Consider the following 14213-nt stretch of genomic DNA (forward strand, 5'->3'; position numbering starts at 1 on the left):
AAATGACTACAATTAAAAACATACTGTTTGCTTTTATAGTTTCAATGTTCACATTGACGGCTTCAAACGCACAATGCACATCCGATACGAATTTCAGAAAACCGGTTTCAGAAACCATCAAAAATATCGAAACCATTTTCAAAATCACCGTAATCGACGACAGAGGTTTACTAAAAGGAAAAGAACTCGATTACGCCGATTGGCGAATTGAACAAGGCAATCTGGAAGTTTCTCTGGCGAATGTTTTAGTTCCTTTTGAACTGACTTATTTCAAACAGCCAGACGGAAAATACCAAATCCGAAAATATGAAAACCACAAAGTTTCAGTCGATAAAGGAAAAGAGCGTTTGGATTATTTAACCACTTTATATTCCAATGTTTCCGACTGGGAAAAAAGAAAAAAAGAAATAAAAGCTTGTATGATTACGTCATTTGGTTTGGATAAAGCACCGCCAACGCCCAAATCAAAACCGATTTTGACCCCAAAAAGAATCTACAAAGATTACAGTGTTGAGAACATTGCACTTGAAATTCTGCCGGGCGTTTACACAACAGGATCTATTTACAAACCGTATCCTTTAAACAAAAAATCACCGATTATCTTAACGCCCGACGGACATTTTGGCGACGGAAGATATAGAAAAGACGAACAGTACCGTTGCGCCATAATGGCCAAAATGGGTGCGATTGTTGTGAGTTACGATTTGTTTGCCTGGGGTGAATCATTGCTTCAATTTCCTGAAGAAACCCACAGAAATAGTATTGCCTCAACCGTTCAGGTTTTAAGCGGAATTCGTTTATTGGATTATCTGGCCACTATAAAAAATGCCGATGTTTCGCGAGTTGGCGTTACAGGCGGTTCAGGAGGAGGTTCACACACGATGTTTTTGGCCGCTTTAGACGATCGAATCACAGTTTCTGCTCCGGTAGTAATGGTTTCTTCGCATTTTTCGGGCGGTTGTCCGTGCGAGAGCGGTCGCGGAATTCACCTTTGCGGAAACGGAACAAACAATGCGGAAATCTCGGCAATGATGGCGCCAAAACCACAATTAATCGTTTCTGACGGAAAAGACTGGACACTCGCAGTTCCTGAACTGGAATTTCCGTTTATCCAGCGCACTTATGAATTGTACGGCAAAAAGGATTTGGTAGAAAATGCCCATTTTCCAACCGAAGGCCACGATTTTGGCACTTCAAAACGTATGGCTTTGTATCCATTTATGGCAAAATATTTAGGTCTGGACTTAAAGAAAGTACAAAATGAAAAAGACGAAATCGACGAGTCAACCTGCGTGATTGAACCTTACGATAAATTATATGTTTTTGGCAACAAAGCCGAAAATCTGCCGAAAAACGCATTAAAAGATATTGACAAATTATATGAAATGTTCGGAGAAAAAAATCTGAAAATTTACGAGGTGAAGAAATAGTATTTGGGCGTGACCCAATTTGAAAAAGGGGGCAACTCTCGAAACCGCTCAGTCGCCCCCTTTTTCAAATCGGGTCGGGCTATCCGCGCTACTTCGGTAGCCAGCTTCAAACGAAGTTCACTGAACTCCGATGAAAATAAAAGTTAAGTGAAGTAATCCCTCACGCACTATCATAACTTGAAAAATTTGTGATAATTTGTGCAATTTGTGGTTAAAAAATAATTAGGGCATTTGCCCAAAAAGTATAAAATATGAAGTTTAAAAATAAAATAATTGCTTTTCTAGGAGTTTCGTTATTTGTTTTACAAAACACAACAGCGCAAAACAATACCAACCTTAAACTTTGGTACGACAAACCGGCCACCATCTGGAACGAAGCTTTGCCTTTGGGTAATGGACGTTTGGGAGCAATGGTTTTTGGAGATCCCGCTGTAGAGCGTTTACAATTGAACGAAGAAACCATTTGGGCAGGTTCGCCAAACAGCAACGCGCACACTAAATCGATAGAAGCTTTGCCAAAAGTAAGACAGCTTGTTTTTGAAGGAAAATTTGACGAAGCACAGGATTTGGCAACCCGTGATATTATGTCGCAGACCAACGACGGAATGCCGTACCAGACTTTTGGAAGCGCTTATATTTCGTTTCCGGGACATCAAAAATACACCAATTATTACCGTGACTTGGATATCGAAAACGCTACGGCAAAAGTAAAATACACTGTAAACGGAGTAGAATTTACCAGAGAAATATTGACTTCATTTTCCGATCAGGTTATTGTCGTAAAATTATCGGCAAGTCAGCCGGGACAGATTACAGCGAATGTTTTTATGAACAGCCCGATTGACAAAACCGTTCCTTCGACAGAAGGTAACCAAATTATACTTTCGGGAGTTGGGACTAATTTTGAAAATGTAAAAGGAAAAGTAAAATTTCAGGGACGAATCGAAGCCAAAAACAAAGGAGGAGAAGTTTCCGCCAGCAACGGAATCCTAATCATCAACAAAGCCGATGAGGTAACACTTTATATTTCGATAGCGACCAATTTTAAAAATTATCAGGACATTACCGAAGATGAAGTAGTGAAAAGCAAATCGTTTTTGGAGAAAGCCATTTCGAAAGATTTTGAAACTATCAAAAAAGCACACATAGCTTATTACCAAAAATTCTTCAACAGAGTGGCTTTGGATTTAGGTTCAAACGATGCCATTAAAAAACCGACGAACGAAAGAATCCGCGATTTCAAGACGCAATTCGACCCGCAATTGGCGAGTTTGTATTTCCAATTTGGACGTTATTTGTTGCTTTCAAGTTCACAGCCGGGTGGTCAGCCAGCTAATTTACAAGGAATCTGGAACGATATGGTAACACCGCCCTGGGATAGTAAATATACAACCAACATCAATGCCGAGATGAATTATTGGCCTGCAGAAGTAACGAATCTTTCTGAAATGCACGAGCCTTTTATCCAAATGGCAAAAGAATTGAGTGTAACGGGAGCAGTAACGGCAAAGACAATGTACAACGCTAACGGCTGGGTCTTGCATCACAATACTGATATCTGGCGCGTAACCGCTCCGGTTGATTCGGCTGCGTCAGGAATGTGGATGACTGGCGGTGCCTGGGTTTCGCAGGATTTGTGGGAACGCTATTTGTACACAGGAGATATCAATTATTTAAAAGAAATATATCCTGTAATCAAAGGAGCAGCGGATTTCTTTTTGGATTTTATGATTACGGATCCAAACACGGGATATTTGGTGGTGGTTCCTTCGAGTTCTCCTGAAAACACACACGCTGGCGGAACCGGAAAATCGACTATTGCATCGGGAACTACGATGGACAATCAATTGGTTTTTGATTTGTTTTCGAATGTGATTAAAGCTTCAAAACTGGTGGCTCCGGATGAAAATTATACGAAAAAATTAAGCGACGCTTTGGCAAAAATGCCTCCAATGAAAATAGGGAAACATAATCAGTTGCAGGAATGGCAGGATGATTGGGACAACCCAAAAGACAATCACCGACACGTTTCGCATTTGTACGGATTGTTTCCAAGTAATCAGATTTCGCCAATTAAGACTCCTGAATTGTTTGAAGGGGCGAAACAGTCCCTGATTTACAGAACAGACGAATCGACAGGCTGGTCAATGGGCTGGAAAGTAAATTTATGGGCCAGATTATTAGATGGGAATCACGCTTATAAACTGATCCAGGATCAATTGCATTTGGTAACCGCTGACCAAAGAAAAGGCGGTGGAACGTATCCTAATATGTTGGATGCTCACCAGCCGTTTCAGATTGATGGTAACTTTGGATGTACAGCTGGAATCGCCGAAATGCTGATGCAGAGTCAGGAAGATGCGATCCATTTATTGCCTGCTTTGCCAACGGTTTGGAAAGACGGAAGCATCAAAGGCTTGGTAACCCGAGGGGGATTCGTAATTGATATGACCTGGAAAAACAATAAAGTTTCGGCTTTGAAAGTGTACTCAAAAATGGGAGGAAACTGCCGATTGAAATTGGAAAACACCTTAAAAGCAGATAAAGGAATTGTACTTAAAAAAGCAAAAGGTAAAAACCCAAATCCATTGTTTTATGATGTTGAAGTGAAGAAACCGATTATTTCAAAAGAAGCAAAATTGCCTAAAGTGCAATTGCCGAAGTATAATGAATATGATGTGGGAATGAAAGCGGGGCAGACTTATAGTTTTTCTGCGAATTAATTATTGACTATAATAAGTCTTGTTTGTCATTTCGACGTAAGGAGAAATCACACAAGTAGAGCACTCACTGTTGTGGAATATTGGATGTGATTTCTCCTCCGTCGAAATGACAAAACTGTGAGAAAAGATATAATGAAAACCTTGAGAAGTAGGAATAAATAAACGTAATCGTGAGACCGCGTGAGTGATGGCAGTGGAGCTCTCCCGATTTTTCATCGGGAAGCGGGAACGTACAGCACGACCCGTAGTTTTTACGAAGGGGCACGCCCAAAAAATTAAAATAATTTGAATATGTTAGACCAATTTAAATACAAAATAATTGCTTTTGTGATCCTGATTTCAGCTTTGAACAGCGGTTGTAAATCGGGTGCGGGGCATTCTAAAAGAGGAACTTCGGTTGTTTTGAAAGCGGATAATTTCAAACATTATGTGGATTATTTCAACACGATGGAAGACGAGAATCTGAAATTTGCGATTCCGAATGACAGTTCGTGGGCGTGGATGGAAAAGAATGTTCCGTTGTTTGAATGTCCGCAGCAGAATTTTGAGGAGATTTATTATTATCGCTGGTGGACGGCTCGAAAACACATCAAGAAAACGCCACTTGGTTTCGGAATTACGGAGTTTTTAGTAGATCGTTCGTATGCCGATAAATACAATTTGATTGCTTGTGCGGTGGGGCATCACATCAATGAATTTCGTTGGGTGCACGATCCGCAGTACATTGAGCAGGATGTCAAAATTTGGTACCGTGGCAATGAGGGAAAACCGATGAACAAGTTGTATAAATTCAGCAGTTGGACGGCCGATGCGTTGTACAATCGGTATTTGGTGAACAAGGATGAAAAATTCTTATTGGATATGTACCCGGATATGGTTACGGATTATGCAGTTTGGGAAAAAGACCGTCAGCGCAAGGATGGTTTGTTTTGGCAACATGATGTAAAAGACGGAATGGAAGAATCGTTGAGTGGTGGGAGAAAAGTACAAAATGCAAGGCCGACGATTAACAGTTATATGTTTGGAAATGCTGTGGCGATTTCGAAAATGGCATCGATGAAAGGCGACAAAGAAGTAGAGGCTAAATTTAAAGCCAAAGCCGATGTTTTACAACAATTAGTGGAAACCAAATTATGGAATTCCAAAAGTGAATTCTTTGAAACGTTTACCGAGAAAGATACACTGGCGCAGGTTCGGGAGGCGATTGGATTTATTCCGTGGTATTTTAATCTGCCGCAAAAAAACAAAGGTTTTGAAAAAGCCTGGGAACAGATTAAGGATGAAAAAGGGTTTTCGGCGCCTTTTGGTTTGACAACGGCAGAGAGAAGAAGTCCGCGTTTCAGGACTCACGGAACTGGAACCTGTGAATGGGACGGAGCGATTTGGCCTTTTGCGAGTTCACAGACTTTGACAGCTTTGGCGAATGTTTTGAATAATTACAATCAGAATTTCGTAGCTAAAACCGATTATTTCAAACAAATGGATTTGTATGTGCAATCGCAATACTACCGAGGAAAGCCATATATTGGAGAATATCTGGACGAAACGACCGGTTATTGGCTGATGGGCGACAAAGAAAGAAGCCGTTATTATAATCATTCGACTTTTAACGATTTGATGATTACGGGACTGGTGGGCTTACGCCCGAGAGCGGATGAAAAAATTGAGGTGAATCCGTTGATTCCACAGGAAAAGTGGGATTGGTTTTGCTTGGATAATGTGCTGTATCACGGGAATATTATCACGATTCTTTGGGATAAAACAGGGGAGAAATATGGCAAAGGAAAAGGGTTTAGAATTTTTAAGAATGGTAAGGAAATTGCGGTTTCAGAAAAATTGGAGAAATTAGTTTCTGAGTAACTTTGTATTAAAATTTTTCTCGCAGATTTGGCAGATATAGCGGATTTATTTTGAGTAAAAAAGATAATCTGTCGAATCTGCAAAATCTGCGAGAACAAAAAATAAAAATAAAATGAAAAAGTTTTTTTTACATCTTACATTAATCATTACACTTTTTACATTTTCGGCGCAAGCCCAAACAAAAATCAGCGTAACCAATCTGCAATGCGAAATGCTGAACAATCCGGAAGGAATTGATGTGGTGCAACCCCGTTTGAGCTGGCAGATAAAATCGGATGTGAGTGATGTAAAACAGATGGCCTATCAAATTATGGTTGCTTCGACTTTAGAAAATCTAAATGCGAACAAAGCCGATTTATGGGATAGCGGAAAAGTAACAAGCAACGAATCGGTCAATATTATTTATAACGGAAAAAAGTTGGGAGACCGACAAAATGCATTTTGGAAAGTGACAGTTTTTACGAATAAAGGTGAAATCAAATCGGCGACAACTGCTCATTTCAGCATCGGGATTTTAACTTATGCCGACTGGAAATCGACTCGCTGGATTGGGTATGAAAAATTATCGAAGGACGATAGTGTTTCTCAATATTCAAGATTGTCAGCTCGTTATTTGCGAAAAGAAATTGATTTGAAAAAACAAGTCAAATCTGCCAAGGTTTACATTATGGGAATGGGCTTGTATGAGTTGTATATCAACGGAAATAAAATTGGCGATCAGGTTTTGGCACCCGTTCCGACGGATTACACCAAAAACGTAAAATACAATGTTTTTGATGTGACTTCGCAACTGAAAGAAGGCAAAAATATGCTGGGAACAATTTTAGGAAACGGACGTTTTTTTGCGATGCGTCAGGATTACAAACCATATAAAATCAAGTCATTTGGTTTTCCTAAAATGGCTTTGCAATTGTTTGTCGAATATACCGATGGAACCAAAGACATCATCCGCACAGACGACACCTGGAAATTAACCACTGACGGACCGATTTTGTCCAACAACGAATATGACGGTGAAGAATACGATGCCCGAAAGGAAATGAAAGGCTGGGCTACGACCAATTTTGATGATAAAAACTGGGTAAATGCCAGATATGTTCAGGAACCGGGCGGTTTTTATGAAGCGCAGATGATGCCGAATATGAAAATTATGGGCGAGGTAAAACCGATTTCGATTAAAGCGACTGCCAAAGGAACGTATATTTTGGATATGGGGCAGAATATGGTGGGCTGGTTGCAACTGAAAGTCAAAGGAAAAAGCGGTGACCAGATCACGATGAAATTTGCCGAATCTTTGCAGGCTGATGGTTCACTTTACATTGCCAATTTGCGTGATGCGAAAACGACAGATGTTTATACGCTGAAAGGTGAAGGCGAAGAAATCTGGGAACCACGTTTTATATTTCACGGTTTTCGATTTATAGAAATTTCGGGTTTTCCAACCAAACCAACATTGGAGAATTTTGTTGGGAAAGTGGTTTATGACGATATCAAAACCACCGGAACTTTCGAATCTTCGGATGCGACCATGAACCAGATTTTTAAAAATGCCTGGTGGGGAATCAGCGGAAATTATAAAGGAATGCCAATCGACTGTCCACAGCGAAATGAGCGTCAGCCTTGGTTGGGCGACCGAACAACGGGTGCTTATGGTGAAAGTTTTTTATTCGATAATCAGACTTTGTATGCCAAATGGCTGGATGATATTAAAAATTCACAAACGCAGGATGGAGGATTACCAGATGTGGCACCGGCATTTTGGCGTTATTACGGCGATAATGTGACCTGGCCGGGAACGTATATCACGGTTGGTGATATGCTGTACCAACAATTTGGTGATGCAGAAGTGATTAAAAAACAATATCCGTCTATGAAAAAATGGATGATGTATATGGAAGAAAATTATCTGAAAGACAATTTAATGGATAAAGACAAATACGGTGATTGGTGTGTTCCGCCAGAATCATTAGAACTGATCCGTTCCAAAGATCCTGCGCGTTTAACCGATGGACAATTGCTGTCGAGTGCTTTTTATTATCAGCTTTTGGGAATTATGAAAAAATTTGCCAAAATCGCAAATGCGGATGCCGATATTGCTCATTATGATGATTTGACAACCAGAATTAAAAAAGCATTTAATGCCAAATTTTTAAATACCGAAAAAAACTTCTACGCCAATAATACCGTAACGGCAAACGTATTGCCTTTGGCTTTCGGGATGGTTCCTGAAAACTTAATTGATAAGGTTTTCCAAAATATGGTTCACGAAGTGGAAGTGACTAAAAACGGTCACATCAGCACAGGCGTAATTGGAACGCAATTTTTGATGCGAACGTTGACGAACTTTGGAAGAGGGAATTTGGCTTATAAACTGGCTTCAAACAAAACCTACCCAAGCTGGGGTTATATGGTCGAAAACGGTGCAACAACTATTTGGGAGTTATGGAACGGAAACACCGCCGATCCAACCATGAATTCTCAAAATCACGTGATGCTTTTGGGCGATTTAATGATCTGGTACTACGAAAATATGGCGGGAATCAAGAGCAATCCTGAAACTCCGGGTTTCAAACAAATCATTATGAAACCGGATTTCAATGCGGGACTGACTTTTGTAAACGCTTCCCATGAATCGATTTACGGCCTAATAAAAAGTGACTGGAAGAAAACCAAAAACACTTTAGAATGGAAAATTACCATTCCGGCCAATTCATCGGCTGTTGTGTATCTGCCAACAGCTAATGCTTCATCAGTAACCGTAAACAAGCAAAAACTGGCTCAATTTTCATCCTCTTATAAAACAGAAAACAATAACATAGTCCTGACCTTAGAATCGGGTTCTTATACAGTAAATCTAAGGCTTCAATAAGATAATTCGGGACAGTACAGGATGCTTGTCTCATTATTTAGTGTCATTTTTACACTTAATAAATTTTTGCATTTGGATATTTATATAATGCATTGAAAATAAACACGATAATATTTAAAAAAATAAATAATGAAATTGAAACACATAACTATCGCCTTTTTTGGACTCTTATTTTTGGGAAGCTGTAAATCGGCTTTGGAAAAAAAGACCTGGAAAGAAGGAATTTTGGTAGATGAATTCATTTACGACACAGCGCCTTATCCGTCTTGCCACTCCGTAACGATTGTGGAAGCAACCAATGGAGATTTGGTTTCGGCCTGGTTTGGAGGATCACACGAAAGACATCCTGATGTTTGTATTTATTCAGCTATAAAACCAAAAGGAAGCGACAAATGGGGCGAACCCATTAAGGTAGCCGATGGCGTGATGAAAGATGGAACAAGATTTCCAACCTGGAACCCAGTTTTGTACCAAATTCCGGGAGGCGATTTGATGTTATTTTATAAAATAGGACCAAAACCATCCGAGTGGTGGGGCGTTTACAGAACTTCTTCAGATGGCGGAAAAACCTGGTCTGATAAGATTGATTTGCCAAGTAAGGATTTCTTGGGACCAATCAAAAACAAACCGGTTTTATTGAGCAACGGAACATTATTACTTCCTTCAAGTACCGAAGGAAATGGCTGGCATTTGCGTATGGAATCCACTCCGGACTTCGGAAAAACCTGGGTTATGGGTGATACGATTTCAAGAGGAAAAGAAAAGATAAACGCCATTCAGCCAAGTATTTTGTTTCATAAAGACGGAAGAATTCAGGCAATTGGAAGGACGAAAAACAGAGCGATTTTCAGTACTTTTTCTAAAGACAATGGAAAAACCTGGTCGGATTTAGAATTAATCGGATTGCCAAATAATAATTCAGGAACTGATGCCGTAACATTGAAAAACGGAAAACACTTATTGGTTTACAACCACGTTCTGCCTCCTGGAAAAGAAGCCAAAGGACCAAGAACGCCTTTAAATCTTTCCATTTCTGATGACGGAATCAATTGGAAAGCGACTTTAGTTTTGGAAGATTCAAAAATTAGCCAATATTCCTATCCGTCAATAATTCAGAGTTCAGACGGAATGGTGCATATCGTGTATACCTGGAGAAGAGAAAAACTAAAATACGTAAAAATTGATCCAAGTAAATTAAAAGCGATTCCAATCAAAAACGGAATCTGGCCTGGACAAGAAGGCGTTGAAGTGAAAGCTGTAAAAGCGGAAGAGGAGTAAAAATTAATTATGAATTACAAATTGAAAATTACAATTTGTAGTAAAAATAAAATATGAAAAATAGTAGTTTCATTAAAACTATCACTGTAGTTCTGACAATTGTTTTGGCGGGAACATTCAACAGCGAAGTTTCAGCTCAATCATCAAAAAAGCAAAAATACAAAGTGGCGGTTTGCGACTGGATGATTTTAAAAAGACAAAAACTCGGAGCCTTTGGTTTAGCAAGCGAAATAAAAGCAGACGGAATCGAGCTCGATATGGGCGGATTGGGAAAAAGACCCACATTCGACAGCAAACTGGGCGATCCAATCGAAAGACAAAAGTTTCTGGATAAGTCCAAAGAATTAAATGTTGGAATCAGCTCCATTGCAATGTCCGGGTTTTATGCACAATCCTTTGCCAAAAGAGATTCAATCACCTTGATGATTAACGATTGTGTGGCGACAATGAAAAATATGAAGGTAAAAGTTGCTTATTTGCCTTTAGGGACAGAAAGTGATTTGACTAAAAATCCGGAACTACGTCCGATCATTATCGAAAGATTAAAATGGGCTGGCAAACAAGTCGGTAAAATAGGAGGGGTAATCGCCATCGAAACCTCATTAAATGCTACCGAAGAGAAAAAACTATTGGAAGAAATTGGCTGTAAGCACATCAAAAGCTCTTTCAATTTTGCGAATGCAGTTGATAACGGAAGAGACATCGCAACCGAATTAAAGATTTTAGGTAAAAAACATCTGGCACAAATTCACGCTTCCACAACAGATAGCGTTTGGCTGGAAAACGATAAAAATGTTGATATGCCAAAAATCAAAAAAACGCTGGACGAAATGAAATGGAGTGGCTGGTTAATAGTAGAACGTTCGCGTGATGTAACACAGGTTCACAACGTAAAAGCCAATTACGGAGCCAACGTTGCTTATTTGAAGAAAATTTTTCAAGAACAATAATTATAAGCTATGAGCCATCAGCTATGGGCTTTGAGCAAAACTGAAATAAAATCTAATTATTGCCAAGCCATCGAAAATAAATGAAAAATATCAGTGTAATTATAGCTGAAGGCCCATCGCCGACAGCCCAATGCCATTTAAAATGAAATATCTAAGCTTACTTTTTTTAGGACTTTACGTAACTTTTGCATCAGCGCAAAACATTACCATCGTTCGTGATGCCAAAGCGCCAAGAGCACAATATGGAGCCGAAAAACTATCAGAAACCGCAACAGCAAAAGGATTTAAAATAACTTTCGCAGACAAAACTCCTAAAAAATCAAAAGATAAAGTAATCGTAATTGGCGAAAAAGGAACCGATTTTTGGAAGCAAAATTCCAAAACCGCTAAAATTGACGACAGCAAACTAACGAAGAAAGAAGGCTTTCAAATCCGCACGCAAAAAAACACCATTTTCATTGAAGGAACTGATGCAACGGGAGCTTTGTACGGCGCTTTGGAATTGGCAGACCGAATCAAAACTTCAGGTGAAATTCAATCCGAAATCAATATTGACGATAGTCCAGAAATGGTTTTGAGAGGAGCTTGTATCGGAGTGCAAAAACCAGTTTACCTTCCGGGAAGAGACGTTTACGAATATCCATATACGCCCGAATCTTTCCCTTGGTTTTACGACAAAAAACTGTGGACAAAATACCTGGATATGATGGTCGACAACCGACTAAATTCCCTGTATTTATGGAACGGGCATCCGTTTGCTTCATTGGTAAAACTAAAAGACTATCCGTTTGCTTTGGAAGTAAGCGAAGAAGATTTCAAAAAGAATGAAGAAATCTATAATTACTTAACTGTAGAAGCCAACAAAAGAGGAATCTGGGTGATTCAGATGTTCTACAATATCATCGTTTCAAAACCTTTTGCAGAGCATTACAACATCAAAACACAGGATCGTTCACGCCCGATTACGCCCGAAATTGCTGATTATACCAAAAAATCAATCACCGCTTTTATCGAAAAATATCCAAACGTAGGATTGTTGGTTTGTTTGGGAGAAGCCATCAACACCATCGACGATGACGTAGAATGGTTTACTAAAACGATTATTCCGGGCGTTCAGGACGGACTGAAAGCTTTAGGAAAAACGGATGAACCTCCAATTATTCTTCGTGCGCACGATACCGATGCGCCGTTGGTAATGGAAAAATCGCTTCCGTTGTATAAAAATCTATACACGATGCACAAGTACAATGGCGAGTCGCTGACGACGTATACACCACGCGGACCTTGGGGAGAAATCCATAAAAAGTTAAGTTCGCTAAATTCGGTTCACATTTCAAACGTTCATATTTTGGCGAATCTGGAGCCTTTCCGTTACGGATCTCCAGAATTTATCCAGAAAACGGTTCAGGCGATGCACACCGCTCACGGTGCCAATGCGCTTCATTTGTATCCACAGGCATCGTATTGGGATTGGCCTTACACCGCTGATAAAACAAAAACTGGCGAACGATTGCTCGAAATGGATCGCGACTGGATTTGGTATAAGGCCTGGGCGAGATATGCATGGAATAGTAAAAGAGACAGAAACGAAGAAATTAAATATTGGAGTGAAGATTTAGCTGCTAAATACGGAACTGATTTAGAAGCAGCAAATAACATCCAAAAAGCCTACGATGAGTCAGGAGAAATCGCTCCAAAAACATTAAGACGTTTCGGAATCACCGAAGGAAATCGTCAGACTTTATTATTAGGAATGTTCGAAAGCCAATTAGTAAATCCAGCCAAATGGCGCGTATATCCTGGATTCCACGAATCTTGCGGACCGGTGGGAGAATTGCTTTTGGAATACGCCAAAAAAGAGTGGAACAAAGAACCACACGTTGGCGAATTGCCAACGCAAATCATCGCCGAAATCACGCAACACGGAAAATTAGCCGTTGAAGCCATCGACAAAGCCGAGTCAAAAGTAACCAAAGACAAGGACGAATTCCTGCGTCTTAAAAACGATATGCACGCTTACAAAGCCTTCGCCGATTTCTTTTCGGAGAAAGTAAAAGCCGCGATTTTGGTTTTGCGTTACAGCTATTCCAACGAAATTTCCGATTTGGACAAAGCCCTGCCTCATTTAGAGAAAAGCATCCAATATTATGAAAAATTGGTTGATTTGACCAAAGACCATTATTTATATGCCAACAGTATGCAGACCGCACAACGCCGAATCCCGATTGGTGGAGACGATGGAAACAACAAAACCTGGGTAGAATTATTGCCACATTACGAAAGAGAATTGGCTAATTTCAAGCGAAATTTGGATCTTCTAAAATCATCAAAAGATGGTAAAGTGGTAACCAAAGAAAGTAAGCCGTGGAAAACCGCTGAGGTAACTTTATTAAGTGAAAGCAAAGGAACTTACGCAGTCAAAAACGGAACAAAAGTATACGGAACACCAATTTCAGAGTTGACAAAAATAGCTTCTGAACTGCAAAACCTAAAAGGAATTGCTTTCGATGAAGCATCACAAAACGAAAACGGAACACACCTGAAATTCAAAAATACCAAAGCCGTAAAACTGGTAGTGGGTTATTTCAATTCCGATCAAAAAAGATTTTTATTCCCACCAAGTCTGGAGACAGATGCAGCCGGAAATGCACATGGACAAGCTGAGGTTATTTTGGCAAGTGCCATGAATTTGAAGGAATTACCAAGGATCAACATTCACACCTACACCTTCCAACCGGGCGAAAACAAACTCGATTTGGGCAAAGGAAGAGTCCTGATTTTAGGCTTTATCGACGCTGATCAAACCATTACAACCCGTGATGTCGGTTATATCGATGCAGGCGAAAAAGGCGCGGTAGACTGGTTGTTCTATTAATATTAAGTTCATTTATTTGGGCGTGTCCCTACGGGTCGGGCTATCCGCTATATCTTTTGTGGCGAACAACGCCACAAAAGGATGTCGCTACTATCCCTCACGCAAACGCGAGTCATTGAGAGGAATGAAACACCCGAGTGAAACGAACGGAGCTTTAGCTAATCACATCACGTGAGAATTTAGGTTAAGAATAATAAAACACAATCTTGTCATCCCGAGGAACGAGGG

At 39.9% G+C, this 14213-nt stretch carries 7 protein-coding genes; all 7 read left to right on the forward strand.

The genetic code is table 11. From position 1 onward, the window contains the following. Nucleotides 1-2 precede the first annotated feature (2 nt). On the forward strand, nt 3-1430 hold the full coding sequence (locus tag JE46_RS12175) for an alpha/beta hydrolase (RefSeq protein ID WP_031455564.1): 1428 nt from the start codon (nt 3-5) through the stop codon (nt 1428-1430). A 251-nt stretch (nt 1431-1681) separates the two neighbouring features. Then, a complete protein-coding gene (locus tag JE46_RS12180; RefSeq protein WP_031455565.1) occupies nt 1682-4153 on the forward strand; it encodes a glycoside hydrolase family 95 protein in 2472 nt (823 codons plus the stop codon). Between the two features lie 291 nt (nt 4154-4444). Further along, complete coding sequence (locus JE46_RS12185; RefSeq protein ID WP_031455566.1) at nt 4445-6013, forward strand: MGH1-like glycoside hydrolase domain-containing protein; 1569 nt, start codon at nt 4445-4447, stop codon at nt 6011-6013. A gap of 112 nt (nt 6014-6125) precedes the next feature. Beyond that, nucleotides 6126-8882, forward strand: coding sequence for a glycoside hydrolase family 78 protein (locus JE46_RS12190; protein ID WP_031455567.1), 2757 nt, complete (start codon nt 6126-6128; stop codon nt 8880-8882). Between the two features lie 129 nt (nt 8883-9011). Continuing rightward, complete coding sequence (locus tag JE46_RS12195) at nt 9012-10160, forward strand: sialidase family protein (protein ID WP_031455568.1); 1149 nt, start codon at nt 9012-9014, stop codon at nt 10158-10160. Between the two features lie 53 nt (nt 10161-10213). Next, complete coding sequence (locus tag JE46_RS12200; protein ID WP_031455569.1) at nt 10214-11110, forward strand: sugar phosphate isomerase/epimerase family protein; 897 nt, start codon at nt 10214-10216, stop codon at nt 11108-11110. A gap of 142 nt (nt 11111-11252) precedes the next feature. Next, nucleotides 11253-13985: an alpha-d-galacturonidase gene (locus JE46_RS12205; RefSeq protein ID WP_031455570.1), complete on the forward strand. Its 2733-nt coding sequence runs from the start codon at nt 11253-11255 to the stop codon at nt 13983-13985. The last annotated feature ends 228 nt before the right edge of the window (nt 13986-14213 follow it).

The sequence above is a fragment of the Flavobacterium chungangense LMG 26729 genome (assembly GCF_000735715.2).
GTDB lineage: Bacteria > Bacteroidota > Bacteroidia > Flavobacteriales > Flavobacteriaceae > Flavobacterium > Flavobacterium chungangense.